The sequence below is a fragment of the Mycobacteroides sp. H001 genome (assembly GCF_001440005.1).
Lineage (GTDB): Bacteria > Actinomycetota > Actinomycetes > Mycobacteriales > Mycobacteriaceae > Mycobacterium > Mycobacterium gwanakae.
This window is the reverse complement of record NZ_LJYH01000021.1, coordinates 354253-381251: the sequence shown is the minus strand read 5'-3', so window position 1 is coordinate 381251 and position 26999 is coordinate 354253. Positions and strand designations below refer to the sequence as shown.

24 protein-coding genes are annotated in these 26999 nt (G+C 61.6%); 7 read left to right on the top strand and 17 right to left on the bottom strand.

What is annotated here, in order from left to right; genetic code table 11:
• Positions 1–26 precede the first annotated feature (26 nt).
• A complete protein-coding gene (locus AOT83_RS03790; RefSeq protein ID WP_198530381.1) occupies positions 27–1751 on the top strand; it encodes an ABC transporter ATP-binding protein in 1725 nt (574 codons plus the stop codon).
• A complete protein-coding gene (locus tag AOT83_RS03785) occupies positions 1748–3643 on the top strand; it encodes an ABC transporter ATP-binding protein (protein ID WP_057965140.1) in 1896 nt (631 codons plus the stop codon). Before AOT83_RS03790 ends, AOT83_RS03785 begins: the two co-directional genes overlap by 4 nt.
• Here the strand turns inward: AOT83_RS03785 and AOT83_RS03780 are convergent.
• The 17 genes from AOT83_RS03780 to AOT83_RS27765 form a co-directional block, all read right to left on the bottom strand.
• Positions 3640–4164 (bottom strand): hypothetical protein, encoded by a 525-nt coding sequence (locus tag AOT83_RS03780; RefSeq protein WP_030094865.1) that lies wholly within the window; start codon positions 4162–4164, stop codon positions 3640–3642. The two genes, AOT83_RS03785 and AOT83_RS03780, sit on opposite strands and share 4 nt — an antisense overlap.
• A 76-nt stretch (positions 4165–4240) precedes the next feature.
• Positions 4241–4447, bottom strand: a complete 207-nt coding sequence (locus AOT83_RS03775; RefSeq protein ID WP_057965141.1) for a hypothetical protein — start codon at positions 4445–4447, stop codon at positions 4241–4243.
• Positions 4448–4476: 29 nt separating this feature from the next.
• On the bottom strand, positions 4477–5511 hold the full coding sequence (locus AOT83_RS03770; protein ID WP_057965142.1) for a mechanosensitive ion channel domain-containing protein: 1035 nt from the start codon (positions 5509–5511) through the stop codon (positions 4477–4479).
• Between the two features lie 225 nt (positions 5512–5736).
• Positions 5737–6687, bottom strand: a complete 951-nt coding sequence (locus AOT83_RS03765; RefSeq protein WP_109394427.1) for an alpha/beta hydrolase — start codon at positions 6685–6687, stop codon at positions 5737–5739.
• Positions 6684–7925, bottom strand: coding sequence for an MFS transporter (locus tag AOT83_RS03760; RefSeq protein WP_057965192.1), 1242 nt, complete (start codon positions 7923–7925; stop codon positions 6684–6686). Before AOT83_RS03760 ends, AOT83_RS03765 begins: the two co-directional genes overlap by 4 nt.
• Before the next feature lie 5 nt (positions 7926–7930).
• Positions 7931–10813: an RND family transporter gene (locus AOT83_RS03755; protein WP_057965143.1), complete on the bottom strand. Its 2883-nt coding sequence runs from the start codon at positions 10811–10813 to the stop codon at positions 7931–7933.
• 24 nt (positions 10814–10837) lie between these two features.
• On the bottom strand, positions 10838–11296 hold the full coding sequence (locus AOT83_RS03750; RefSeq protein ID WP_057965144.1) for an MmpS family transport accessory protein: 459 nt from the start codon (positions 11294–11296) through the stop codon (positions 10838–10840).
• Positions 11296–12585: an acyltransferase gene (locus AOT83_RS26640; protein ID WP_075907931.1), complete on the bottom strand. Its 1290-nt coding sequence runs from the start codon at positions 12583–12585 to the stop codon at positions 11296–11298. Before AOT83_RS26640 ends, AOT83_RS03750 begins: the two co-directional genes overlap by 1 nt.
• 57 nt (positions 12586–12642) lie before the next feature.
• Positions 12643–13584, bottom strand: coding sequence for an ACP S-malonyltransferase (locus tag AOT83_RS03740; RefSeq protein WP_030094858.1), 942 nt, complete (start codon positions 13582–13584; stop codon positions 12643–12645).
• Between the two features lie 60 nt (positions 13585–13644).
• The gene (locus tag AOT83_RS03735) at positions 13645–14394 is read right to left on the bottom strand and encodes an alpha/beta fold hydrolase (protein WP_046252946.1); all 750 of its coding nucleotides are present in this window, start codon (positions 14392–14394) and stop codon (positions 13645–13647) included.
• 96 nt (positions 14395–14490) lie between these two features.
• A complete protein-coding gene (locus AOT83_RS03730) occupies positions 14491–15261 on the bottom strand; it encodes a 3-oxoacyl-ACP reductase family protein (RefSeq protein ID WP_057965145.1) in 771 nt (256 codons plus the stop codon).
• Between the two features lie 39 nt (positions 15262–15300).
• Complete coding sequence (locus AOT83_RS03725; protein ID WP_057965146.1) at positions 15301–16566, bottom strand: beta-ketoacyl synthase N-terminal-like domain-containing protein; 1266 nt, start codon at positions 16564–16566, stop codon at positions 15301–15303.
• 22 nt (positions 16567–16588) lie between these two features.
• The gene (locus AOT83_RS03720; RefSeq protein ID WP_057965147.1) at positions 16589–17878 is read right to left on the bottom strand and encodes a beta-ketoacyl-[acyl-carrier-protein] synthase family protein; all 1290 of its coding nucleotides are present in this window, start codon (positions 17876–17878) and stop codon (positions 16589–16591) included.
• Entirely contained in the window at positions 17875–19017 is a 1143-nt protein-coding gene (locus AOT83_RS03715) for a beta-ketoacyl synthase N-terminal-like domain-containing protein (protein WP_057965148.1), read from the bottom strand. The genes AOT83_RS03720 and AOT83_RS03715 overlap by 4 nt, the downstream gene beginning before the upstream one ends.
• 6 nt (positions 19018–19023) lie before the next feature.
• Complete coding sequence (locus AOT83_RS03710; RefSeq protein WP_057965149.1) at positions 19024–20337, bottom strand: beta-ketoacyl-[acyl-carrier-protein] synthase family protein; 1314 nt, start codon at positions 20335–20337, stop codon at positions 19024–19026.
• A gap of 26 nt (positions 20338–20363) precedes the next feature.
• Positions 20364–20867 carry a phosphopantetheine-binding protein gene (locus AOT83_RS03705; RefSeq protein WP_030094851.1) on the bottom strand — a complete coding sequence of 168 codons (504 nt, stop codon included), beginning with the start codon at positions 20865–20867 and terminating at the stop codon, positions 20364–20366.
• 613 nt (positions 20868–21480) lie between these two features.
• Positions 21481–21636, bottom strand: coding sequence for a hypothetical protein (locus AOT83_RS27765; protein ID WP_165592867.1), 156 nt, complete (start codon positions 21634–21636; stop codon positions 21481–21483).
• A gap of 94 nt (positions 21637–21730) precedes the next feature.
• Here AOT83_RS27765 and AOT83_RS03700 point away from each other — a divergent pair, with 94 nt between their 5' ends.
• Genes AOT83_RS03700 through AOT83_RS03680 form a run of 5 tightly spaced genes read left to right on the top strand, consistent with a single transcriptional unit; the run spans position 21731 to position 26975 of the window.
• Positions 21731–22150: an HIT family protein gene (locus AOT83_RS03700; RefSeq protein ID WP_005116307.1), complete on the top strand. Its 420-nt coding sequence runs from the start codon at positions 21731–21733 to the stop codon at positions 22148–22150.
• Positions 22151–22203: 53 nt separating this feature from the next.
• Positions 22204–23475: an MFS transporter gene (locus tag AOT83_RS03695; RefSeq protein WP_057965150.1), complete on the top strand. Its 1272-nt coding sequence runs from the start codon at positions 22204–22206 to the stop codon at positions 23473–23475.
• 10 nt (positions 23476–23485) lie between these two features.
• Positions 23486–24319, top strand: a complete 834-nt coding sequence (locus AOT83_RS03690; RefSeq protein ID WP_057965151.1) for a mycofactocin-coupled SDR family oxidoreductase — start codon at positions 23486–23488, stop codon at positions 24317–24319.
• A complete protein-coding gene (locus AOT83_RS03685) occupies positions 24316–25683 on the top strand; it encodes an FAD-linked oxidase C-terminal domain-containing protein (RefSeq protein WP_057965152.1) in 1368 nt (455 codons plus the stop codon). The genes AOT83_RS03690 and AOT83_RS03685 overlap by 4 nt, the downstream gene beginning before the upstream one ends.
• Positions 25684–25733: 50 nt before the next feature.
• Positions 25734–26975, top strand: coding sequence for a cytochrome P450 (locus AOT83_RS03680; RefSeq protein WP_057965153.1), 1242 nt, complete (start codon positions 25734–25736; stop codon positions 26973–26975).
• Positions 26976–26999 lie beyond the last annotated feature (24 nt).

Below are 26999 nucleotides of genomic sequence, written 5' to 3'. Positions count from 1 at the left end.
CAGTGGTGCGCATGCCTCAGGGTCAGTTGCGGGCCCTCCTGCGACGTTATGTCCGTCCCTACCGCAGTCTGGTCGCGGTGGTCGTCATGCTGCAGATCATCAGCACCCTGGCCGCGCTCTATCTGCCGACAGTCAACGCGGCGATCATCGACGACGGAGTCGCGCAGGGTGATACGCGCACGATCACCCGTCTCGGCATGGTGATGCTGGCCGTGACGCTGGTACAGATCACCTGCTCGATCGGCGCGGTCTACTTCGGTTCCCGGACCGGCATGGGGTTCGGTCGCGACATGCGGTCGGCGCTGTTCCACCACATCACCGGGTTCTCCGCCGAAGAGTCGTCTCGATTCGGTGCGTCGACCCTGTTGACGCGCACCACCAACGACGTTCAGCAGCTGCAGGTACTGGTCCAGATCACCTGCACCATGCTGGTGACGGCACCGATCATGTGCGTCGGCGGGATCGCGATGGCGATCCACCAGGACGCGGGGTTGTCCTGGCTGCTCATCGTGAGCATGCCGGCGCTCGGCTTGGTCAATTGGTACATCGTGCGGTCGATGTTGCCGATCTTCCGCCGCATGCAACGGCTCATCGATGGCATCAACCGGGTCATGCGCGAACAGTTGTCCGGCATTCGTGTCATTCGCGCATTTACCCGGGAAACTCTGGAACGCAAGCGGTTTGGCGTGGCCGTCGCCGAGGTGTCCGAAGCGGCACTTGCCGCCGGCCGGTGGCAGGCCCTGATGCTGCCCACCACCTCATTGGTCATCAACACCTCCAGCGTGGCGCTGATCTGGTTCGGCGGGCTGCGTATCGACCAGGGGCAGATGCAGGTGGGCTCGCTGGTGGCCTTCTTGTCCTACTTCTTGCAGATCCTCATGTCGATGATGATGCTCACCATGCTGGCCGTCATGGTGCCGCGCGCCTCGGCGTGCGCCGAACGGATCACCGAGGTGTTCGAGACGGTGGGATCGATTACCGCCCCGCCCGATCCGGATTCCCCGGATGCATCGAATCCGATCGTCGAGTTCATCGATGCCGGCTTCCGCTATCCAGGCGCCGAACGCGCGGTATTGGAAGGGGTTACGTTTACAGCGCGGCCCGGGACGGTCACCGCGGTGGTCGGCGCGACCGGATGCGGCAAGAGCACGCTGCTGTCATTGATCCCCCGCTTGCACGACGTGACCGCGGGTTCGGTACGCGTGGGCGGTAACGATGTCCGGCGGTATGACCCCGAGAACCTTTGGACATTCATGGGTTTGGTTCCACAACGCGGGTACCTGTTCTCCGGAACGGTGGAAAGCAACCTGCGCTACGGCAAGTCCGACGCTACCGAGAACGAGATGTGGGAGGCGCTACAGGTAGCGCAGGCGGCGGATTTCGTCCAAGCGCATCCCGCGGGGCTGCAGATGCCGGTGTCGCAGGGCGGCATCAACTTTTCCGGTGGACAGCGTCAGCGCATAGCCATTGCCCGCGCGGTGATTCGCAGTCCGGGCATCTACCTGTTCGATGACGCGTTCTCCGCGCTGGATGTACGTACCGATGCCCGGTTGCGGGAGGCGCTACGCGCGGTCGCCGCACAATCCACCGTGATCGTGGTGGCGCAACGGATCTCGACGGTAACCGATGCCGACCAGATTGTGGTGCTCGACAATGGCCGAGTGGCCGCGGTGGGCACCCATGCCGAACTGGTGGACTGCTGTGGGATGTACCAGGAGATCTGCGACTCGCAGGCGGTGTCACTGGTATGACCCAGGGGATCGGTTTTCGAGGTGTGCAGCAAGGGCTGGCAGAGCGTTCCCGGGACTTCCGTGGCACCGCGGTGCGAATGGTGAGGCGTCTTGCTCCACAACGTTTTCTGACCGCCGTGGTGATCATCCTGTCGATGACCGGTATCGCGATCGGGGTGATCGGACCCCGAATCCTGGGCCATGCCACCGACCTGTTGTTCAACGGGGTGGTTGGGCGAGAGCTGCCCGCCGGACTGAGCAAGGAACAAGCCATCGAGGCGGCACGGGCACGCGGGGACGGCCAATTCGCGCAGATGCTTTCCGGCATGAACGTTACCCCCGGAGCGGGTGTCGACTTTCATGCCGTGGGGATGACGTTGGCACTAGCGCTGGGCCTGTATCTGGCGGCCGGGTTGCTGGCATGGGTGCAGGCGCGGCTTCTGAACGTCACCGTGCAGCGCACGGTCGTGGCGTTGCGCACCGATGTGGAGGACAAGCTACATCGGCTTCCGTTGTCGTACTTCGATTCCCGCCAGCGCGGGGAGATTCTGAGCCGCGTGACCAATGATATCGACAACATCCAGACCTCCCTGCAGATGAGCATCAACCAACTGCTGAGTTCGATGCTCACGCTGGTCGCCGTGCTTGTCATGATGCTCAGCATTTCGCCGCTGCTGGCCGTGATCACCCTCGCCACGGTGCCCCTGTCGCTCTGGGTGACGCGGGCCATCGCCCGTCGCTCGCAACGGCTGTTCGTCGCACAATGGTCTAACACCGGGAAACTGAACGCACATATCGAGGAGACGTACAGCGGTTTCACCATCGTCAAGACGTATGGACATCGCGCCGACGCAGAGGCAATCTTCGCGGATCGGAACGTCAAGGTGTACAGCAGCGCCTTTGGCGCACAGTTCTTCTCGGGGCTGGTGTCTCCCGCTACGGCGTTCGTAGGGAACCTGAGCTATGTGGCCGTAGCGGTGGTCGGCGGCCTCAAGGTGGCCTCGGGTGACCTGACGCTGGGCAGCATCCAGGCGTTCACGCAGTATGTGCGGCAGTTCAACCAGCCGCTGACGCAGGTGGCAGCGATGTACAACACCCTGCAGTCCGGACTCGCCAGCGCCGAAAGGGTTTTCGAGTTGCTCGATGCCGGCGAGGAGACTCCGGACCCGGCCTATCCAGCCGCCATTCCCGCCGGGTCACCGGGTGTGGAGTTCGAGGACATCAGCTTTGGCTACTCCCCCGAGACCCGGGTGATCGATGGGCTGTCGCTGCGCGTCGAACCGGGGCAGACGGTGGCGATCGTCGGGCCGACGGGAGCAGGAAAGACCACCCTGGTGAACCTGCTGATGCGCTTCTACGACCTCGACTCCGGACGGATATTGCTTGATGGCGTTGATATCTCAACGGTGAGTCGCCACGATCTTCGATCGCGGATAGGAATGGTGCTGCAGGACACCTGGCTCTTCGCAGGCACCATCGCCGAGAACATTGCCTACGGGCGGCCGGGGGCGTCCAACGACGAGGTCCGCGAGGCAGCACGCGCGGCGTACGTGGACCGATTCGTCCAGACACTTCCCGACGGATATGACACCAGGATTGCCGACGACGGCGAGAACGTCAGCGCCGGCGAGAAGCAGTTGATCACCATTGCCCGAGCATTCCTGGCACGACCGCAGCTGCTGATACTCGATGAGGCGACGAGTTCGGTGGACACCCGCACCGAACTACGGATTCAGCGGGCCATGGCCGAGCTACGCCGCGATCGGACGAGTTTCATTATCGCCCATAGACTTTCCACCATTCGCGATGCGGACCGCATTGTGGTGATGGATGGCGGCAGCGTGGTCGAGAGTGGCACCCACACGGAGCTGCTGGCGCGCCGCGGTCCCTACTTCGCGATGACGCAGGCCTAGAGCTGCGGACCTTGTGTGCGCAGATCCCGAACCTCTGTCATGGCGCCCCGTAGCTTGCCCAGCCATTCCTCGGCGTGTTCACCGACCAGCCGCACCGCCCATGCCAGCGCGTCGGCACGTGACCGCGCGACTCCCGCCTCGACCAGGGTGTCGAGCACCTGACGCTCGGGCTGGCGCAGGCGAGTCATCACCGGGACGGCGATGTGCGTGAACAGGATCCGCTCGGAATCTTCGGCGGTGCCCACGTCGACTCCCCAGGAGACCTTGCGCCCATACCGGGCTTGCGCCTCGTCGGCGATGCGCATTCGGTGAGAGCGGGTCTCTTCCCGGAAGCGAGAGGCGCGGCCGGCCGCGCGCGCATCACTTTCCTTCTCACCGTCCTCGGCGGGCAGTCGGCCGATGACAGTGATCTCTTCGCGGTCGACAACGACTTCGGGGTCGCCACTGAACCAGCCGCCGGGCAGGCGCCCGGCGAACCAATCCGCGGCGTCGGAGGCGTCGGATTGTTGATCTCGTTTCATGATTACAAAATTACATGGTTACAAATGTCACGGCGTTCGCCTATAGCGAACAACCTGGGGAACGCTGGACGCTACGTCAGCTGCGGCGCATAACGATCGCGGCGCCGCCCGCGAGCAGGATGACCACCGCGAGAACCAGCGCCCATCCGAGACCAGCGATCCACCACACAGCGCCGAGGGCAGCCAGCACCGGGGCGGCCAAGAACAGCGCCATACCGGGGTGCTGACGGATCACCGCCAGCGCGGCGTTTGCCCGCTGCTTGTCGATTTCCTTACCAGCCATATCACCAGCGTACTGCGCCTCGACCTCGGTCAGCGGTCCGCTTTTTCCAGGATCTCGGCATCTGCGCGCAGTAACCCGTCGAGATAGAGCGGACGGATACCGTTCTCGTCGAACGCGACGAGAATCCGGCGCCGCAACTCGCGCTCCACCGCCCACTGCGCATTGGCCCGGACGGCCACCGTCAACCGCAGACTGATCGCGTCGGTGGTGATTCCGTCGACACCCTGCATCTCCGGAGCTCCGAGCACGTCCTGGCGCAGCGCATCGTCGGCGACTGCCCGCTCAGCGGCCTCGAGCGCCACCTTGCAGGCCAGGTCGACATCGGCGCTGTAGGACACGGGCACCTGCAGGAAGGCCACCGCATAGTCCTGACTGAAATTGCCTACGCGGGCGATCGCCCCGTTGCGCACGTACCAGAGTGTGCCGTGCAGGTCACGCACCGTGGTGATGCGCAGACCGACGCTTTCAACGGTGCCCACCGCATCACCAACGTCCACCACGTCGCCGACTCCGTACTGGTCCTCGAACAGCATGAATATTCCGGTGATGAAGTCCCGCACCAGGTTTTGCGCACCAAAACCGAGTGCGACGCCGACGATCCCCGCGGATGCGATGAAGGGCGCCACGTTCACTCCCAGGATCGCGAGCGACTGCAGGATCACCCAGACGAGCACCAGAAACGAGACTGCTGATTTGAGAACAGAACCCAGGGTCTGCGCGCGCTGCGCTCGGCGTTTACGCCTTCGTGCGTCACGAGCCGGGTCCTGAGCACGTCCGCGCAGGGTGCGCACGGTCGAGGGCCGTCGCTCGGCCTCGTCAAGAGCCTCGTTTTCCGCCGTCTCCGGTGCGCGGCGCGTGAAAAGCGACCACCGCCGGCGGCTCTCCGCCTGATCTGTCCGTTTCGCCCCCTGGACCAGGCGATCGATCGCGCGGTGGAACACGTATCGCACCACCAGCGCCAAAACGATGTAGATCGCGATGTCGACCGGCTTGTGGATCAGCCAATCCCGGCCGGACTCGGACAATTGGATTGCTAGGTCTGACACCACCCCGAGGGTACCCATCGAGGACGATCCCGCGAGTGGGCAAAGGACTATCGCCCGCTGCGCACCGCGCGAAAATTGTTTGCCCCGTAGGGAACTGAACGTCGGTCCAAAATATGCATTCCAAAAGCCTTACAGCAAAGGAGAATAAAGCGTGTCCGGTCGCTCATACGCACCAGTGATGACCTTGCCCAACTCTGGTTGTGGTGGGGGACCTCAAGGCCTGGCTTTCGGGCACGAAGACGCCTACAACGCGGCCTTGCAGGCGTCCAGGGAAAGTAGGAACTCCTCTTTCGCTGCCGGAACTATCCTGGCGAAATCAAGATAGCCATGGACCAGGGCGTCCGCGTTGCGGAGCTGGACCGCTACCCCCGCGTCCGCGAGACGTGCCGCGTAGATCCGGCCGTCGTCTCGAAGCGGGTCGTGTTGCGCGGTGGCGATGTACACCGGGGGCAGACCCTCAAGGTCCCCGTTGACCGGCGCAACGGTGAACGGTAGTGCTGTCGGGTCAGCGGTTTCGGATAATTCACCGAGATACGCCTGGCCAAAGATCTTCATCATGTCGCGGGAGAGAACCGGGCCTGCGGCATTCTCGATGACCGACGGCAAGGAGAGATCGCTGGTGGTGCCCGGGTACCAGAGCAGTTGAAACTTAAGATGTGGACCGCCGCGGCTCTTGGCCAGCTGGGCGGCCACGGTGGCGAGGTTGCCCCCGGCAGAATCGCCGGCTACGGCGATTCTGGCTGGGTCCGCGCCCAATTCCGTGGCATGCTCCGCCGCCCAAGTGAGTGCGACGAATGCATCGTCGACAGCGGCAGGGTAGGGATTTTCGGGCGCGAGACGGTAATCCACGGAGACCACCACCGCTTCGATATGTGCGCATATCGAACGTGCCACCCAGTCGTGAGTATCGATGCTGCCCAGCGCAAAACCGCCGCCGTGGTAGTAGACGGCAAGTGGGAGCTCTCCGGCGTCCTCGAAGCCCAGCGGCCAGTAGACGCGCGCCGCGATGGGGGGTGCGTCGGTCGCCGGAATCACGATGTCCTTCACACGGCCAACCGCGGTCGACGGCGCCTCACCGCGGACAGCATGTCGGCGGGACTCACGTGCCAGAGACAAATCCGCCGGCCGATCAAGATGCACCGCCGGGCTCGCATCGAGGACAGACTTCAAGACAGCATCAATGGGCCTGATCACGATTTCCTACCTTCGGCATCGGCGGGTGGTGCGTCGCGGACAGTGAGCGCCAGCAAGAAACCGAGGCCCATCAACCCGCTGATGTATATCAACAGACCAGCCCATCCCGCATCCGTGAGCACGCGGCTACCGACGAGCCCGAACACGGCGCTCCCACTGAAGCTCGACGCGAGAAAAAGCGAGGAGGCCTGCGCCCTACCTTTATGCGCGATCGTCGCCGACAGGCTCGTGAGACACGTGTACCCCGCAAACCCTCCCCCGGTGACAAGCGCTGCTCCAAGCACAATGATCCACACCACGGGAACGGCTAGTAGCGCTACTCCGGCCAGCATCAAGACAACAGCCAGAAGTAGCGTGTTCCTGATTCCGATCCTCGCGGCTACGGTACCCGAAGTCTTCGCGGTGAAAACGCCCACCAGAATAACCAGAAAGAATGTGCCGTACATACTCGGCGATATATTGAATGGTGGCGATTCGACCCTGAAGGGCAAGGCATTGAATATCGAAATAATCGCCCCCATGAAGCAAAATATCAGCAGATATATTACGAGCAACCGAGGGTTCGAAAGGTGCGAGAGGAAGAGCCTGGCTTCCATGGCGTACGAAATATCGCTGGATATGAAGAAGTTCGAGCGCGGCAGTGTGATAGCGGAAACAACAATTACTCCAAGCAGTAGCACGGCCAGCACGCCGAGTGCCAGCCGCCATGAACCCGTGCCCCCAACAATCCAGGCCGGCAACATTTGGCCCAAGAGTGACCCGAGGGCGTTTCCTGCCGCGTATATCCCCATCGCAGGGGTAACGGCCTGGGGCTCGAACTCTTCCCCTATGTATGCCATAACAATGGCAGAAACACCGGCCAGCAAGACTCCCTGAAGTCCTCTCAACAAGACGATTTCAGTGAGGTTGTCGCAGAACACCAGAAGCAGGTAAATCAACGTTCCAAGTGTTGACGACGCCAGCAGTATGCTCCGCCTGCCATAGCGTTCGGACAACAGGCTGATGGGGATCAATCCCAGCGCAAAACCGGCAAATGCCGCCAGGAAAATGAGTTGGCTGTCGCCCGCGGAGATCTGCAGCCCCTCCGCGACCTGCGGCAGAATTCCCTGGATGCAATACAGCTGCGCGGGTCCAATCATCGAGGCCAGGAGCAGGCCAATTGCCGCGACGCGAAACTCTCGGGACTTGGCACGGATCCTGCCTGCGGCGCCGTCCTGCTGCGATTCAGCGGTAGACATCGACATCATGTTCCATTCCGGGCATTCGCGAGGGTGGTGCCGGACGTACCCGCCGGCGGGCGCCAACGCACGATCCGCGGCCACCAGAACCATGGGCCCAGAATTCTGGCGATAGCTGGGACGATGAACGAGCGCACAATCAGGGTGTCAAGCAGAAGGCCTACACAGATAATCGAGCCCACTTGCGAGATGGCGCGTAGATCGTTCGGCACCATGGACAGCATGGTGAATGCGAATACCAAACCGGCGGCTGTCACAACACCACCGGTTGACCCGACCGACCGTATGATCCCAGTCTGGATTCCGCCGTGCAATTCTTCCTTCATGCGTGCGATTAACAGCAGATTATAATCCGAACCCACCGCGACCAAGAGGATAAAGGCAAGAGGCAGGACCATCCAGTGCAGGTTCAAGCCAACTATGTGCTGCCAAATCAATACGCCCAATCCAAAAGCTCCCGAGAAGGAGAAGGCTACGGTGCCGATAATGGTGCACGCGGCAATTATGCTCCTCGTGATTATCAGCATTATGACGAAGATCAAAGTGAACGAGGCGATAGCCGCGATCAGCAGATCGGACTTTACATATTGTTCGATGTCTCGATAATTCGAGGCCGAGCCTCCGAGGTAGATCTTCGCCCCGGCGAGAGATGTGCCTTTCAGCCCCTCATAGGCGGCCTTTTCGATGGCATTAACATGGGCTACCCCCTCGGGGCTCAGGGCCTCACCGTCATGGTTGATGATGAACCTCGCCGCCGTACCGTCCGGCGAAACAAGAAACCGGAGAGCGACCTGGAAGTCGGTGTTGCTGAAGATATATTTCGGCGCATAGAAGAGGTCGTCATTACGAGAATCGTCAAAATCCTGACCGATATCGATCATGTCGTTTGCGTCGTCGGCCGCGGTGTAGGTGTTCAGCGCCTGAGTGCCGCGTGACTTGACCATCATCCCGCGCATGATGGTCATGTCACTCAATGCCATGCGTGTCTGCGTAAGCATGCGGGGCAGCAGCTGGTCCATGACCTGCATGGAAGCCAGCGCCTCCGCTGTCAGTGCCGTCATCCCGTCGATGCTGTCCATCGACTCGAACATCGACCGCCCCATCCAGCAAATGGGGATGTCCGCGCAGTGCGGTTCCCAGTAGTAGTAGTTCTTAATAGGTCTGAGGAAATCGTCGACGGCGCTGATGTTTATTTCCACCTGGTCAGCGAGTGCCTTCATCTCCTCCATTGTCCCCACCATGTCATGGGTGAGTTGCGTCATTTGATCCATGAGCCCAAGAATTGTCTGCATGATCGAGATGGTGTGATCCATGACGGCCACTTGGTTATCTAAATCTGCTACTTGGTTCTCGGTAAATGGCAGCTGTTGACCACTGCTACTACCTTGTCCCGCCAGTATGTTGGCGATTGACGCGCGCTCCATCGGACGGCCCTCCGGCCGGGTGATGCCTTGAACTTGGGCAATCCCCGGAGTGTGGAAGATGGTCTTGGCGATATGATCGAGTGAGATGAAATCGGCAGGGTTTCGCATATCGTGGTCGGACTCGATCAAGAGCATTTCCGAGTTCAGTTTCCCGCCCGCAAAATGTCGGTCCGAGGCCATGAATCCGGCGTTAGCTGGCGTGTTCACCGGCTGGAAGGCCCGCTCGTTATAGCTCACTCGGTAGGACGGCAGAAAGACGGCCCCCACCAGTACTGCTGCACTTGAGGCAACGAGGACTGGCTTTGGCCAGCGCACGACGATCGTGCCTACCCTGCGCCATCCCCGGGACTGTCGGGTCGATCTCGGGTCGAGAAGGCCAAATTTACTTGCGATTGCGAGCAGAGCCGGGCCGAGCGTCAACGCCGCTGCGACAGTGACCAACATGGCGATGGCGCAGGCCGGCCCCATCGTATTGAAGTAGCCAAGCCGCGCAAAACCAAGGCAGAGGCACGCCCCCGCAATCGTGAGCCCCGACCCCAAAATGACGTGCGACACGCCGTGAAACGTTGTGTAAAACGCGCGGTCCCGATCCTCGCCCGCATTACGTGCCTCGTGATATCTGCCGAGCAGAAATATCCCGTAATCTGTTCCGGCTGCAATGATAAGTGACTCGACCATGCTGGTCGCGAATGTCGAAATGCCGATGACGTTGTGAACCACGAAAAAGGAAACAATGCCGTTGGACACCGTGAATTCGAAGGCGACGGTGAGTAATATCAGTACTACGCATGCAATGGAGCGGTAAACCAAGACAAGCATGATGATGATGACGGCAACCGTGAAAAGCAGGACACGCTTCATGCTTTTGTCGCCGGCGTCAAGCAGGTCCGCAGACAGCGGCGCCGCCCCGGAGACGTACACCTTGAGTCCGGGTGGGGGCGGGGTTCGCTCAAGGGTGTTTTGCACCGTCTTGCGTAGTGCGATGGTGGACTCGTTGGCGGCGGCCTCGCCGATATCGCCGACCAAACGCAGCATCACGTAGGCGGCCTTGTTGTCGGGGCTCTGACTGCCCGCGGCCGTGATCGGCTTACCCCACATGTTCATGATGAACTGAACATGCTGCTTGTCCGCGTCGAGTAGACGGATTAACTCGTCGTAGTACTTGTGGTCGGCATCCCCCAGTATTCGCCCCTCGGTCTCCAGCAGGATGTAGGCGAGGCTCGTGGAAGTCGATTCTTGAAACTTCTCGCCAATGTGCAGCATTGCGCGCTGCGAAGGCGCATCCAGGGGAACCATCGGCCCTGCGTGTTGCTTTGTCACGCCGTCGAGCTTGGGGACTAACAAGCTAGCCGCAACGGCAGCGCCGACCCAGAAGAGGACGATCGGGATCGCGAGCACCCGAACAGCGTGCGCGATGAAAGGGCGCCTTTCGCCGCGGTCGGGCCCCACATGCTTGTTACCCACGTGTCACGTCGTCTCGTGCGGTGGTCATGCCGACTTCACCTTGCATGCGACCGATCCCTGCTCGCGACTCTGGACCTGTTCGTCGCGAACCTCGCCGTTGACGATGATCCTGCAACCGAGTTGATCCCCCGTCGACTGCGCCATGAGATTGGCCAACATCGACGTGCGGGTCGTCACTTCTTCGTGCGTCCAAGGCAACGTCGTGAAGTCGACACGGTGTGGTCTGCTGTCGACGTCTAGGTAAGTGAGCGTCCCTGTGCCCGCGGATTCCCCGAACACCATGTAGACCACGTGCTTGGGAGCGAACGACGGGAGCTTCGGTGCACCCTTCGGACTCACCACCGGCCCCGACGGGGCAGATAGCGCGCGCACCTTCACCACGGATACGGAAGCAAGCGAGGCCACGACCGCTATCACCACGACCAACCAGCCGTGTCGGATGACCTTGCGCCCGAACGCACCGAGCCCTCGATGGAACGCCATCAGATGCGAGCGTCTATCGCCGCGGTCAGTTCGTCTTCGATGTACGCAAGAAGCTCATCGCTCTTTTCGTAACTTCCGGCTAGGAAACCCACCCGCAGTCGTTGATTCAGCGAGTCAATCGTGTACACCGAAACTTCCCGACCGTACAAGAACGTATAAATAGCTGGCCCCAATGCCGATGCATGACTGGATGTGATGTCGTCTACGACCAGATTCCCCGGTAGGCGGGGAACACGAATTCGACCTAGCTGAGTGGCATGAATTGCGCCACCAAAAGACTTATCAGCGAGAAGCTTCGTTGGCTCATTTCTAACTCGCGTTCGGTGAATTGTGCCGTCCGCTAAGTCCCTGTCGAATTGGACATGTATCTTTCTGGCGAGTGTGACGAGGTCCGGGCCGATCTCAACATCGCCGAACCATGCGTTGGAGAGCAAGTTGGTCGCTTCGGTGGGGGCAACCGGAGGCGCCACACAGTCGCGAAGATCCACCGGATAGAAATACAGTGGGACTGGGTCGCCAGCGCGGACATGCGCACGAATCAGAGCTGCGGATACAAGCGCGTTGATCGAGATGCTTTCGATATTGCCGAGGCGGGCGAGGTTTGCTCTGCCGAGTTTTTCCAACTTCATCTGTTTGGCGAGCGCGGGCTCCCGAGGGGGCGGGAGTTTCTGGGCAAGCGCGGCCTCATCCCACAGCGGCACACGCAATACTTCATCCGCCTTCACGCTCGGATCCGCGCCCGGATACTGAGTGCGGTTCAGGAAGTACTCCCCCGACTGCGGGAATTTTTGGGTGAGGATCGGCGGGAACTGCCCTTCCTCGATGCGCTGAACGTAAAGGCTCCAAAACTCGATGAGGATCGCAGATCCGTGACGGCCGTCCGCGATTGAGTGGTGGACGAAGAACGTTATGCGGGCCTGGCCGTCCCCGAGAAGCAGATCGACATAGAAAAGCTGCTGCGTCTGATCGAATACGGCCTCACGCCCAGTGGACCGGGTCTCAAGGTCTTCTCCCTCGAATACGCGGATCGATTTGGGCGGTTGGTGCGTCGCCACAAACTCGGGGACTTGATCATTCTTACGGATGATGCTTCGCAGGGATTCGTGGCGGAGCTGCATCTCAATACAAGTGTCATTCAGCGCCTCGATATTTAGATCCCCCGAGATAAGCATTGACTGACCGCCGAAATGGCCAAACCCAAAAGTGAAGTATGTCTCCAGGCGGCTAAGTGGACGAATTGGCTCGCCAGGCGCGTCCACCGTGTCCTGATGCGATCGCGTGTCTGTCACGTTGCCTCCTTTCTTGGCTATTCGCACTGTTACGCATAGTGTTCGCACGGAACTTGGCTAATCAATCGCAAACTCGCCGGAAAGCAGCTCCACGTCCCCTGGCTCGCGAATGGCGACAGTCTGAAATTTTGCGTCCAAACGTTCCGCCAGACGAGTCAACGGTCCGCTCGGTGCTAGTTCGATGAACAGGGTGTCGGCGGTTCCTGCCGCGGCGATCGCGGCAGCGCAGAGGTCCCAACGGACCACCGAGTTGATCTGGGCGATCAACCGCTTCTTGAAGTCCGATGGACCTGCGATGATCGCTCCGTCGCTATTGCCGATCATGGGAGATGACGGAGCCGAAACCGGACAGCTATTCACTGCGTCCGCAAACGGTGATATCGCGGAATCCATCGCCGATGTGTGAAAGGCGCCCGCCACATCCAGTTTCATCACGCGCATGCCCTCGGGTGGCGCATCCGCAAAATGCTCGACAGCGTCGAGGGGTCCGGCGACGACGAACTGGTTGCAGCCATTACGGTTGGCCGTTGAGAGGCCATGTTCATGTGTCTTCGCCACAATCTCGTCATCTGACGCGCCGCCCCTTTTCGTCGGCATCACCGCGGCCATACCGGTAGCGGCGAGGGCGCATGCCGATGACATCGCACCGCCCCTCACGCCGGCCAACGTCAGGGCAGCCTCATCAGTCAGATAGCCCGCGCCCACCCCAGCAGCGAGCTCGCCCACCGAGTGGCCGGCGAACAGCGCGCTGTCTCCGGAGATATCGACTTTCTCGCGCAACAAGCTCAGTGACAGCAGCGCCGCCGCGATGATGACAGGCTGAGCGACGGCGGTATCCCGCAAAGAGTTCTCATCTCTGCTGGCGGTCACCAAGTCGAACTTGACCGCGTCAGACCAGATAGCGATACGATCGCGCGCAGCGGACAGGGTTAGCCAAGGATCGAGCATGCCCGGCTTCTGCACACCTTGCCCGGGGGACGTGACGATGTAGTTGTACACATTTCCTCGCTTTCCCAGTGGGGTCAGAAATTCTCCGGCAGTAGCTTTTGGCATCGTCGCCTAGATGATTGGGCTGACATTGAACGCCCGAACGAGGCAGGCGCTTACTTCGTCGATGTGGTCTTCCAAGTAGAAATGCCCGCCGCCGCGGAATACCTGCAGATCGAAATTGCCACGTGTGTGTTCGCGCCACGAACTCACCCGCTCCTGTGGGGCCAAGACGTCGTGGTCACCGATGAGCGCGGTGATATCGCAACCGACGGTCGCGTCGGGCGGTGGGGTGTATGTCTCGCCGGCCGTGAAATCGCTTCGCAGCACCGGTAAAAGAGCGCTGAGGGCCGAGGGATCGTTGAGGATCTCGGGCGGCAGGCCACCCAGAGCCGCTATTCTTTCGATTCCTTCGGCCTCGTTGAGTAGGCGATAACCGAGATCGACCACCTTGGACGGTGCCACTATCCCGGACACCACAAGTTTGCGAACAGGCAGCCTCTGCGCCACCTCGAACGCTATGTGGCCACCGAGGCTGTGACCGAACAGCACGTCTTGCTTATCGCTAGCGGGTAGGGCCGATGCGATGCCTTCTGCGAGCAGGGGCACTGACTCTATCGGCCGCTCGCGCAATCTATTTCCCCGTCCCGGGTATTGCACGGCGAGCACTTCGGTGTCGACGGGCAGCATCTTCGCCAATCGCCTGAAGTAACTGGCGGAACCGCCTGCATGGGGGAAACAGATCACCCGCGTCGCACCGCTCCCGTCGCGGAGCCTGCGCAGCCAAGGATTGCCAGGCAGTAACTCATCGGTCCTGCGCACCTGTCCTCCTTAGTCTGTCGAGGCGCCCGTCTGTGATGAACCCAGCGGATGCTCTGTGAGAAATTGTGATGCGTTCGCGCTCTTCGGCTTTGATCGCTATTTCATCTTGTATCCGCCGTCGACATGCAGAACCTCGCCCGTGATGTAGGTGTTGTGGGGGCTCGCGAGGTACAGGACGGCGTTGGCAACTACTTCCGGCTTTGCGAAGTCTTTGGCCAGTATCTGGGCCTTCAAGCGTTCGAAGGTGGCAGGGACATGAGTACGCGTAATCTCCGCCATGTCGGTGTAGATGACACCTGGCGCCACCGCGTTCGAGATGATGTTTCGCGACGCGAACTCGACGGCTATGGCTTTGGTGAACGACTCCAAGCCACCTTTGGTTGCGGCATAACTAGATTGGCCGCTATCGGGCTTGCTGGCGGCCACGGATGAAATATTGATGATTCGTCCGTATCGCTGGCCCAGCATGTGCGCGACGACAGCTTTCGTCATCCGGATGGGGCCCAGGAGGTTGGTCGCCACCGTCTCCTCGAGATAATCCGGGGCGATGTCAAGGAGCAGTCCGGCTCCGTGGGTGCCCGCGTTGTTCACAAGGACGTCGATCCGGCCGAATTCGGCGTGCACGGTATCCGCTAGCAGCTCGGGTACTGCCGGATCGGCTATGTCGCCCTGGCAGAGGAGGACCCTTCTACCCAACGCGGATATTTTTTCGGCGACCTCTTCTGCTGCCGGTTTCGAGTTTCCGTAGTGCACTGCGATATCCGCCCCATGTTCGGCAAGCGCCAATGCGATGGAACGTCCGATTCCGCGTGAGGCCCCGGTGACAAGTGCAACCTGACCTTCAAACTCTTTGCCGCTCAAAGACACGTTTCTCCCTGGTTTGTGATGCTCAAGTGGTCCTGATGTTCACGCCGCGCCCGCTGTGTCTGGACGTTTGGCCAGTACCGCACTGGAGATTCCGTTGAAGTTGGTATAGGTGCCCAGAACTGAGTCGATCCGCTGCTTTCGGGGTCCGCCCCGTACGAACTCGAGCTGATCAGACAGTGGATCTCCGAGATGGGCGATTGCCGGCAGAGTATTTTCGGTGAAAATTTGCCCAGCGAGTGCCAGATCGACCAGCGGCCCGGCCGCACCTGGCGTACCGGTTATCGGCCGAACGGTCGATACGGGTATGCCACTGCCCTTGAACAAGGTGGTGAGCAGTTCGATCTCGGTGGTGTCGTAGCCGGGGGCCGCCTTGCCGTCGGCCAGCACCGCACCGAGTTGCTCTGTGCCAATCCCGTTCTGGTGCAGCATGCCTTCGTAACGGCCAGCGACGTGTGCGGGCCCGGCGCCGCGGCTGCCCGAAACGACAACCGTGTCACATAATTCGACCAGCGGTGTGGCACCGCGCGTGGTCGCGTCTCGCGAGCGTTCCAACACCAGCGCTACCGCGCCCTCACTCAGGATCGTTCCGTCTTGCGCACTATCGAAACTCCGCAGCTGGCCGTCGCCGCCAGCGTCTTTACTGAGATGGCCCAGGCGGTAATGCCCTGCCAGCGTGAGTGGTTCGTTGTAGCTGCCTGCACCCACTACCAGCGCGATATCGCAATGCCCGTTACGCAGACTGAACTTGGCTCGTTGCAGCGCGGTGACTGCCGCAGATTCGCCCTGGACCAGCGCTGCGCAATCCCCGCGGAGCTCATGGACGATGCTTACCAGCGCGAGCGTGTTGTTGTTAAGGGCATGAATGATGGTGAACGGATCAAGCCCTCCGTTCATGAGTAGCTCGTTTGTCACTGCGCCGAAATCGATTTCGCGGCCCTCACCCAGTTGTGTCAGTCCTCGCGCGAAGGTTCCGATGCTAGGTGTAGTGGAATTGTCTTGTGCGACAAATAGTCCGCGTCGATGATCATCGATGGTCGCCCAGCCTGGTCCAGCCTCGGTGATCGCATCTTGAGCTGCCAATACCGCGTTGAAGGTGTACGGGGTGCCGTATTTCCGCTGTCTGTGTGGCACCGCTTCCCGGCTTTGCTCCACGACCTCGGCCGGTATATGGCCGAAATGCGTGATCCGGCGCGTGGAGACCAGCGGATCGAGGTACGGCGAAATAGCCGGTTTTGCGTCAGTCCATGCATCCCACAGGGGCGTGATGTGACGGCCCGTCGGCAGTACCACGCCGGTTCCCGTCACGACTATTGATTGATCTGAATGTTCAGTTGTCATAACGGCGCACCACCAGAGCAGCGTTGAGCCCACCGAACCCGAGCGAGTTGTTGATTGCCACCTCGACATCGGCCTTGCGGGCCTGACCCGGCACATAATCAAGGTCACAGGCCGGGTCGGGGTTCTCCAGGTTGAGCGTCGGCGGGATGATTCCATCGCGCAACGACAGCACCGTCGATATCAGCTGCTGGGCGCCCGCCGCGGCGAGCATGTGGCCCAGCATCGTCTTGATAGAGCTGACCATGAGTGAGCGGTAATGCTCACCGGCGCGGAACACTTCCTTGATCGCCGCCGTCTCGGCCGCGTCGCTCAGCGGGGTGGATGTACCGTGCGCACTTACATAACCCACCTCGGACGGTGCGACTCCAGCATCGGCGAGGGCACGCTGCATCGCCAAAACCGACCCTCCTCCTTGCGGGTGCGGTGCGGTGACCTGATATGCGTCCAGCGAGCTGCCAAATCCCGCCACCTCGCCGTACACATGCGCACCGCGCGCCAGTGCCGACGACTCGCTCTCCAAGAGCACCATTGCTGCCCCCTCGGCCGTGACCATCCCACTGCGATCGCGGTCAAATGCCCGACATAGTCGGTCGCCGTAGAGTTTTGATGTTGATGGGGCGCCGAGCAGGTACAGACTCGTCATTATCGGCAGATTCAGTGGGCTAACCGCTCCCCCGGCGATCACGGCATCCGTTTCCCCGCGCCGGATCATCCGGAAGCCGTGCCCGAGTGCGTGTGTTGCTCCGGCGCACGCCGTATTGAGGTTCAGCGTGGGACCAGCTAGGCCAGAGCGCGTGGCGATTTCGGTCGCCAAGGCATCGCCGGTGGCCAACGGCGCGTGCGACCGGTCAAGGCCGATCTGTTGTTCGTGTACGCGTTTCCAGTCCACGACGCCATCGACGTACGCACTCAATAACTCTCCCGATTCACGTTCTGGCATCTCCGAGGCGATCGAAACACCGACGCGGCCCAGCGCCTCAGCGTTCGTCACACCGGCGTCCTCCAGTGCTTGCTGCGCGGCCGCGAGGCCAAACCGGGTGCGCCTCTCCATCGGCGCACCGAAATCGGGAAACAACGCGGTAAACGCTTGGTCGTCTACCGGTGCCGCATAGCCGACGGGGAAGTTCGGAACATCGGGCGGCGACCATGCCTGTATTGCCGAACGCCCGTTTACCAATCCATCCCACATGGACTGCCAGTTCATGCCAAGGCCACAGACCACGCCAAGGCCCGTCACCAATACACGATTGCCGTGCCGGGGCTGGTTCACATCGCTCATCGCGCCACCTTCTCCAACACGACAGCGCAAACCTGTCCTTGGACACCGCAACTGAGCACCACAACCGCCTGATTGTTCGACAGTGATTCTTCGGCCACGGCATCGTCGCCGTTTCCGTTCGCCGGGAACAGCCGCAGCCCGCGAAGCAGTCCATGCCGGGCCAACAACACGTGTACCAAGGGCTGTGCCGGTCCGGTAACTCCGATGGCCTGCTCCGCGGAGAACACCGGCGCCTGATCGTTGAACACGCCGCTAATCGCGGCATGCTGAGCGTGAGCCACCTCGTCTGTCCATGGGCTGTCGGCCAGTATCCAGCCCACGTCCTCAACCGATAATTCGGCCATGCGCAACGCATTTCGCAGCGTCTCCGCAAGCACCTCGGGGCGATTCTGACTGGTAGCGAACCCGCGGCTGTAGCCCGTAAGTACAACATCGCTGGACTGCCCGACGCTAAAGAATGCCGCCGCTTCGCCGGGGATCGCTCCGTTCCACTCCAGATCGTCGTATTGCAATGCCAACCAAGGGGATATAGACGGGCTTACCGCGCCGACCAACGCAGTCTCACAGTCGCCTTCCGCAACTGCGAGTGCACCTTCGATCAGCGCCTGCATGCCTGCGTCGGAGAAGGGCGAATACACCGACGTGGGGCCGGTCAACCCAAACAGGATTGCGATATGGCCAGCCACCGTGTTGTTCGAATCTGTCAGCGCGAAGAACGGTGGAATATCTCGAAGATACAGCTCGGCGATCTTCTCGGGGTCTTGCGCCACCTCGCCAAGGTCAGGCGTATCACATTGCGGCAGTAGCGGACTGAGAACCATAGGTAGGCCGAGATAGGCGCCCCACTCAGGGCGGCCAACATCCGAGATGCCCTTCAGTGACAGTTGGGCCCCATACATCGCCAAGCGAGTTTGTTTCACCGTCGTGCGCAGTGCTTTTCGGTGGATACCAAGCGTCGATGCATCTGGATCGGGAACGGCGAAGACTTCAGGAATCTCGGACCACGGTCCGAACATGAATTCGTTTGGGACAGTGCTCTTTTTTCCTATTCGCAGTGCTTCCCATACGGCCTCCACGCCGAGCCCGGTTGCGGAATACAAGCCTGGATTGCACAGTCCTACCGCCAACCGCTGATTCATCGAGTGTCACGCTTCCTTTGCCAGGATTAGTGTGCAGTTCATGCCGCCAAAGCCGAAGGAGTTGGAGAGCACGGTGTTGAATTCACAGTGCCGGGCCTTGGTGACTACGTCGAGCCCTTTGGTGACATCGTCCGGCTCGCTGAAATTCAGCGTGGGCGGAATAACCTGTTCACGCAAGCTCATCGCAGACAGCACGGCTTCGATCGCGCCGCTTGCCGCAAATCCATGACCGAGCGAGGACTTGGTGCTGGTCAACGGAATTGAGGCCGCGTCGGCACCGAACACCAAGTGCAGAGCTGCAGCTTCGCACTCGTCGTTGGCTTGCGTACCCGTCCCGTGAGCGTTCACATGATGTATGTCTGACGGATTCAGACCGGCATCAGCGATCGCGGCACGCATACATGCCGCGTATGTCGCACCGTCCCGCTCGCTTGAGGTTATCCGTACTGCTTCGGCGGTGCCCGTGTAGCCGGCGACTCTTGCCAGCGCCTGTGCACCACGCGCTTCGGCGTGCGAGCGTCGTTCCAGCACAAGGAATGCAGCGCCGTCGGCGATGACGAAACCGTTGCGAGCCTTATCGAATGGCCTGCTTATCTCGGCGCTTGGTTTGTCACCAGTGGGGGCGAGCGCGCCGAGCGCAGCGAAAGCCGTGACGATGCTGTAAGTAGTCAGTCGCTCTGCGCCACCGACCAGCGCCACATCCAATTCGCCGGAGCGAATATGCCGGTAGCCGCTGCCGATCGCCACACCGCCCGCAGCACACGCCTCCGCATGAGTCACCAGCGGTCCACCGAGGCCGAAATACTCGGCCAGAGAGGCGGTCAGCGTATCCGGAAGAAACTGCAGAAGATCATCCGGAAGATCCGATATGGCCTCGCGATGGTCCAGGTAGGCGTCGAGGTCGAATGTGCCGGCTTGCCGGTCGTAGAGCCGAGACAGATCCGCGAGTGTGTCCGGCGCGAACGCGAGCTTGTTGCACGCGGCGAACACACCGACCCGGTCGCTGCCCGCAAGGTTAGGCAGGCCACTGCGCTTCCAAGCCTCCACTGCCGCATGCCATCCGATTACACCAGCCGCGCCAACCCGAGCCGCCTGCTCCGGCAAGGCACTCGCCAGCTTGCGCACGGTTTCCTCATCTACATGCCCGGAAACCGACGCGGGCAACTCAGCATCGCGATGCTCCTGGTGCTGCCGGATGAAGGAGGCACCGTCGTTCAACTGCCAAAATAGCTCCTCGGGATCGGTAACCGTACCCGCGACAAGTCCAATCCCTGTGATGACTACATCGTCGTCGTCAGGTGACTGTTTCTGTAGCTCCATCTGTGAAGATGCTTTAGCTAAAGACGCTATGCGACAGCCGAGTTGGCCTGAGTGAGTGCTTCCCGCACATCGGCGACCAGAAGTTCATCGCCGGTGACCGGACCAGCCGAAGGGTTGAGGAGGCGATGCGCCATCGACGCCCAATGGGCGGTCGTTGTCGCCCCCGAAACCTCGTGCGGCCAAGCACCGGCCTGGAAGTCGTCGGCCGTGTAGCCGAACGCCGATTGATACAACGCACCTTCAGCCAGCTTGGTGATCCGACCTTCCGCGTCGTACACGCGGTCCTTACCTCCAAGCTCATCAGCGAGAGCGCTGAGAACGTTGCTGCGCGGGAAGGTAACGCGGAACTTCGACTCCAGATTGCGCCGGAGTTCGACGATATCGAGCGACTCTACGCCCTGGTCAGACATCGGCGCCGTCGTGACTTCCTCGGTCTCGATGCCGAGCACCTCGGCCAACTCCTCACGCACAATGGTGTGAATCTGGTCGTAGCTAAGCAGATTGCTCATGGGTATCAGAGTGCCTTTCATCTTTGCCGTCTGGTTCGCTCAAGGCGAGCCGAAAAAGGCTCTGCCAGTTGGCGATAGATTCGAACTTCGATCAGGTGACAACGTTGGCACTTGGCGATCACTCGCCGTGAACCTGATAGCAGAAACGATAAGACTGGGCGATAAGGTTCGCAACTGGTAGACGAAGTCTGTCATCTATAAGTTGATTCTCTAGGCGCGATCAGACGCGCGACGGTCAGGCGGATTGCGCCCACCGCCCGAATGGGACACTCCCGCAATAGGATTATTGCGCCGAAGTCGCCTGTGAGCGCGCCGAGCACCGGGAAATTACGTCCGGGAGTGAGGTGGCGCACAGCTAAACCACAGATGCAGACCCGGTCACAGAAGGCATCAAGGCCGCCTTCAACACCCCCGACTCCCGCCGACAAGGCGCACCACCTGGCGACAGGAGGAACCACGGCAGTACAAGGGATCGGAGAGTCCATGGCCCTTATAGGGTCAGACGACGGCTAGCCAGGCGGCCAATGCCTCGCCCATGGCATGCGGGCCGGCGAGCGCGGCGGCTTACTTGCGTCGAGCGGCGACGTACTCGGCGCGGGCCTGTTGGTGGCTTCAACCGGCGAGGCTTGGGTGGTCACCGCAGGCACCAACCCCAGTCCAGCAGCACAGAGCCGACGCCGCACCACTCTGACCGGGCCAACACCGCCAACGCCTCAGAAGCGCTCAACGCATCGATCGCATCAGCACAGAAGGCATCAACCGCAGCCCCCAACACCCCAATCGAATACATGTTCGGACGCTAATACCGCCCATCGGAACCCAGCCATGCCCTGAAACAGCTGTGACAGAAGTGAATTGATCTGCCGACCCGCTACGGTGTGCTCATGTCGTGTGTCTTCTGCGCCATTGTCGCCGGCGAGTCGCCATCATTCCGTGTGTACGAGGACGAGACGACGCTCGCCTTCCTCGATATCCGCCCCATCACCCGTGGACACACCCTGGTGATCCCGAAGGCCCATGCACAGGACCTCACGGATCTGAAGCCCGATGACGCCGCCGCCATCATGACGGTGGGCCAGCGCATCGCCAACGCCATGCGCGATTCGGAGCTGCAGAGCGATGGCACCAACCTGGCGCTCAACGACGGCCGCGTCGCATTCCAGACGGTCATGCACGCGCACCTACACGTGGTGCCGCGACGCGGAGGCGACAAACTTGCCTTCGCAAAGGGATTCATGGTTCGTCGCGATCCCAACCTGGAAGCGACCGCCCAAATCATCCGCGCAGCGGTGCAGGCCAACTAGCCAAGAAATTCGCTCGACCACCCGCCCAGCTCGCTGCTACGTTTTTCCGCGACATGTCCTCTCCGACGGCGGATTCGCCGACAATCGATCAGGTGAATCGCCGGCCGGTACTCCTGCTGCTCTTCGCATCCGTTGTAGCCGCCATCGGCAACGGTGTGTCGATCGTCGCGATCCCCTGGCTGGTGCTGCAGCGCACCGGCTCTGCCGCGGATGCCGCGATCGTCGCCGCGGCCGGCACCCTGCCGCTGGTTTTCTCGACCCTGATCTCGGGGACCGCGGTCGATTTCTTCGGGCGACGCAAGATGTCGATAATCTCCGACGTACTTTCGCTGTTATCCGTGTCTGCCATACCGATTCTGGCGATGACGACCGGGCTGAGCGTGCCGCTGCTCGCGGGCCTTGCCGCGCTCGGCGCCATCTTCGACCCCGCCGGGATTACCGCACGCGAATCAATGCTGCCGGCCGCGGCGAAGGCTGCCGGCTGGTCGCTCGACCGGATGAACAGCAGGTACGAAGCGGTGTTCAACGTCGCCTACATCGTGGGACCAGGTCTGGGAGGTCTGCTGATCGCCTCCATCGGCGGTGTCAACACCATGTGGGCCACCGCTGCGACCTTCGTCGTGTCGGTGGTGGCCATCGCCTTTCTCAAGGTCGAAGGCAGCGGGAAACCGGCTGCCGAAACCAAGCCCACCGGCGTCGTCAGCGGTGTCGTCGAGGGATTGAAGTTCGTCTGGAATGTCAAGATCCTTCGTACCCTGGCACTTATCGACATGGCCATCACGGCGCTGTACCTGCCGATCGAAAGTGTGTTGCTGCCCAAGCACTTCAGCGATGCCGGAACACCTCAGCAACTCGGCTGGATACTCATGGCCATCTCAGTCGGCGGGCTGCTCGGCGCCCTCGGGTACGCCACCATGGTCCGCTACGTCCAACGCCGCACCATCATGCTGTGTGCCACCTTCACCGCCGGCATCACCACGCTGGGCATGTCGCTTCTGCCACCCATCGCGGTGCTGCTGGTACTCGGCGCGTGCCTGGGCTTCATCTACGGACCAGTGGCGCCGATCGCCAACTACGTGATGCAGACCCGCTCCCCCGAGCACTTGCGCGGGCGAGTCGTGGGCGTCATGACGTCCACCGCGTACTGCGCCGGGCCGCTCGGATTCATGCTCGCCGGCCCGATTGCCGACAAGTTCGGCGTCGCGTCGACCTTGACGATCATCGGTATACCCATGATCCTCATCGCCGTCGCCAGCACACGGATGCCCGTCTTGCGGGAGTTGGACCGGGACGAACAGCGGCCCCAAAAGGATCCCACTCGGTAGGGTCGGCTCCGTGGCTGATTTCGAGGGAAGAACTGCACTGATCACCGGCGGCGCGCGCGGCATGGGGCGTTCGCACGCACTGGCGCTGGCTGAGGCGGGCGCTGATATCGCGATCTGTGACCGCTGCGAGAACAGCGACGTCGTGGGGTATCCACTGGCAACCGAGGACGACTTGGCCGAGACGGTCGCGATGGTCGAAAAGACCGGACGCCAGTGCATCTCAGCCAAACTCGACGTGAAAGACCGTGCAGCGCTGGAGGCGTTTGTCGCCGAAACCGAGGAATCACTCGGCAGAATCGATATCGCGATCACCAACGCCGGTATCAGCACCATCGCGCTGCTGCCCGACGTCGAGTCTGCGCAATGGGACGAGGTCATCGGCACCAATCTCACCGGAACCTTCAACACCATCGCCGCCGTGGCACCCGGCATGATCAAGCGGAACTACGGTCGGATCATCACGGTCTCCTCGATGCTCGGACACAGTGCGACGTGGGCGCAGGCCTCGTACGTGTCGTCGAAGTGGGGCGTCATCGGGCTGACCAAGGTCGCCGCGCATGACCTCGTCGGCTACGGCATCACCGTCAACGCCGTCGCACCGGGCAACATCGAAACCCCGATGACACAAAACGATTTCGTCTTCGGCATGATGCGCCCCGACCTCGAGAAACCGACCCTCAAGGACGTCGAGTCCGTCTTCGCATCGCTGCACCTGCAGTACGCACCCTTCCTCAAAGCCGACGAAGTCACCCGCGCCGTGTTGTTCCTGGCTCACGAAGCCAGCTCGCACATCACCGGAACGGTGCTGCCGATCGACGCCGGCGCGACGGCGCGAATGATATGAGCCAGACCGCCCTCGACGAGCTCGCAACCACCCTCGGTGAGGGTGCGGTCATCACCGATCCGGATATCACCGCCTCCTATCGACAGGACCGCGCCTTCGATCCTGACGCCGGAACGCCTGTGGCGGTGGTGCGTCCCAGCAGTACGGAGCAGGTCTCCGCGACCCTGAAATGGGCCAGCACCCACCACATCCCCGTCGTGCCACGCGGTGCGGGCACAGGACTGTCCGGGGGGTCGACCGCCCAGGACGGAGCCATCGTGCTGTCGACCGAACGGATGCGCGCCATCACGATCGACACCACCACACGTGTCGCGATCGCCCAGCCCGGCGCCCTCAACGCGGAAGTAAAGGCCAGCGCCGCCGAACACGGCCTCTGGTATCCGCCGGACCCATCGTCCTTTGAGATCTGCAGCATCGGCGGCAACATCGCGACCAACGCCGGCGGGCTGTGCTGCGTCAAGTACGGCGTCACCACCGACTACGTGCTGGGGATGCACGTCGTCCTGGCCGACGGCACGATCCTGCGACTGGGCGGACCTCGACTGAAAGATGTTGCTGGACTGAGTCTTACAAAACTCTTCGTCGGCAGCGAGGGATCCCTCGGAGTGATCACTGAGGTCACGCTGCGGCTACTGCCCCCACAACCGCCGCCGTGCACCGTGGTGGCGACGTTCAATACGGTGTCCGAGGCGGCCGACGCGGTGCTGGCGATCACCGCACAGATCCGGCCTTCGATGCTGGAATTCATGGACTCGGTGGCGATCAACGCGGTAGAGGACAAACTGAAGATGGGGCTGGACCGCGACGCCGCCGCCATGCTCGTCGCCCGCTCGGATGAACGCGGCCGAACCTCGGCAGAGGATGCCGACCTTATGGCACAGATCTTTGCCGATCACCATGCGGCCGAAGTCTTCTCCACCGACGACCAGAACGAGGGCGAGGCCTTCGTCGCGGCACGCAGGTTCGCGATCCCTGCGGTGGAAGCGAAAGGTCCGCTGCTGCTGGAAGATGTGGGCGTCCCGCTTCCCAAGCTCGCCGAGCTGGTGGAAGGAGTGGAAGCCATCGCCACACAACACCGGCTGCTCATCTCGGTGATCGCGCACGCCGGCGACGGCAACACCCATCCACTGATCGTGCACAACCCCAACGACCCCGATGAGTCGCAGCGCGCCCATGCCGCGTTCGGCGAGATCATGAATCTGGCGATCTCCCTGGGAGGCACTATCACCGGTGAGCACGGGGTAGGACGGCTCAAGAAGCCATGGTTGGGAGGCCAGGTCGGGCCAGAGGTGCTGGAAGTCAACCGCCGGATCAAGCAGGCGCTCGACCCCGCAGGCATCCTGAACCCTGGGACGCTCGTCTAGTTTCACTAAAGAGTGTTGACACTCCCCGTTACATGCCTTACACATAAGACATGTCAGTCGATGTGTCTCACACAGTTGTGCCGCGCTACATCCCCGGAGCATCCGACAACTGGACCAATCCATGGCCGATGTATACGGCGCTGCGCGATCACGACCCGGTGCACCACGTGGTACCCGAGCACGCCCCGACCGAGGACTACTACGTGCTCACTCGGCACGCCGACATCTACGAGGCGGCGCGTGACTGGGAGACGTTCTCCTCGGCCCGGGGTCTGACCATCATGTACGGCGATCTCGAGAAGACCGGCATGGGCGACAACCCGCCCATGGTGATGCAGGACCCGCCCACCCACACCAACTTCCGCAAGCTCGTCTCCCGCGGATTCACACCGCGCCAAGTGACCTCCGTAGAACCCAAGGTGCGCGAGTTCGTGGTGGAACGCCTTGAGCGCCTCAGGGAACGCGGCGAAGGCGATATCGTCGTCGAGCTGTTCAAGCCACTGCCCTCCATGGTCGTCGCGCACTATCTCGGGGTTCCCGAGGAGGACCGTGCACAGTTCGATGTCTGGACCGACGGCATCGTCGCCGCGGCATCCGGCGGTGCCATCGACATCGAGTCCATGCAGGGCGAGGTCGCTCAGACCATCGGTGAACTGATGATGTATTTCACCGGACTCATCGAGCGGCGGCGTGCCGAACCCGAGGACGACACCGTGTCCCACCTCGTCGCCGCCGGAGTCGGCGCCGATGGAGACATCAGCGGGACGCTCCAGATCCTCGGATTCGCGTTCACCATGGTGACGGGCGGTAACGACACCACCACCGGAATGCTCGGCGGTGCAATACAACTCTTGCACCAGTACCCCGACCAACGCCGGAAGCTCATCGAAGACCCATCGCTCATCCCGGGCGCCGTGGAGGAATTCCTGCGCCTGACCTCTCCGGTGCAGGGTCTGGCACGCACCGCAACCCGTGACGTCACCTTCGGAGACACCACGATTCCCGCGGGACGGCGTGCGTTGCTGCTCTATGGCAGTGCCAACCGGGACGAGCGCGAATACGGCAATGATGCAGGCGAATTGAACGTCCTGCGGAACCCAGGCAAGCTGCTCACCTTCAGCCATGGAAATCACCACTGTCTGGGGGCCGCAGCAGCACGCATGCAGTCTCGGGTAGCGCTCGAGGAACTACTCACCCGCATACCGGATTTCGAGGTCGATCTCGACGGCGTCACCTGGGCGGACGGCTCGTATGTGCGAAGGCCCCTGACGGTTCCCATCCGCGTGCGATGATCGTGCGATGAGGCGCCGGCGCGA

Coding starts and splice junctions, on each gene's coding strand:
- AOT83_RS03785 (WP_057965140.1), top strand. CDS start 1,748: ATGACCCAGGGGATCGGTTTTCGAGGTGTGCAGCAAGGGCTGGCAGAG.
- AOT83_RS03780 (WP_030094865.1), bottom strand. CDS start 4,164: ATGAAACGAGATCAACAATCCGACGCCTCCGACGCCGCGGATTGGTTC.
- AOT83_RS03775 (WP_057965141.1), bottom strand. CDS start 4,447: ATGGCTGGTAAGGAAATCGACAAGCAGCGGGCAAACGCCGCGCTGGCG.
- AOT83_RS03770 (WP_057965142.1), bottom strand. CDS start 5,511: ATGGGTACCCTCGGGGTGGTGTCAGACCTAGCAATCCAATTGTCCGAG.
- AOT83_RS03760 (WP_057965192.1), bottom strand. CDS start 7,925: ATGTCTACCGCTGAATCGCAGCAGGACGGCGCCGCAGGCAGGATCCGT.
- AOT83_RS03750 (WP_057965144.1), bottom strand. CDS start 11,296: ATGGCGTTCCATCGAGGGCTCGGTGCGTTCGGGCGCAAGGTCATCCGA.
- AOT83_RS03720 (WP_057965147.1), bottom strand. CDS start 17,878: ATGAGCGATGTGAACCAGCCCCGGCACGGCAATCGTGTATTGGTGACG.
- AOT83_RS03715 (WP_057965148.1), bottom strand. CDS start 19,017: ATGAATCAGCGGTTGGCGGTAGGACTGTGCAATCCAGGCTTGTATTCC.
- AOT83_RS03710 (WP_057965149.1), bottom strand. CDS start 20,337: ATGGAGCTACAGAAACAGTCACCTGACGACGACGATGTAGTCATCACA.
- AOT83_RS03705 (WP_030094851.1), bottom strand. CDS start 20,867: ATGAAAGGCACTCTGATACCCATGAGCAATCTGCTTAGCTACGACCAG.
- AOT83_RS27765 (WP_165592867.1), bottom strand. CDS start 21,636: ATGTATTCGATTGGGGTGTTGGGGGCTGCGGTTGATGCCTTCTGTGCT.
- AOT83_RS03700 (WP_005116307.1), top strand. CDS start 21,731: ATGTCGTGTGTCTTCTGCGCCATTGTCGCCGGCGAGTCGCCATCATTC.
- AOT83_RS03695 (WP_057965150.1), top strand. CDS start 22,204: ATGTCCTCTCCGACGGCGGATTCGCCGACAATCGATCAGGTGAATCGC.
- AOT83_RS03685 (WP_057965152.1), top strand. CDS start 24,316: ATGAGCCAGACCGCCCTCGACGAGCTCGCAACCACCCTCGGTGAGGGT.
- AOT83_RS03680 (WP_057965153.1), top strand. CDS start 25,734: ATGTCAGTCGATGTGTCTCACACAGTTGTGCCGCGCTACATCCCCGGA.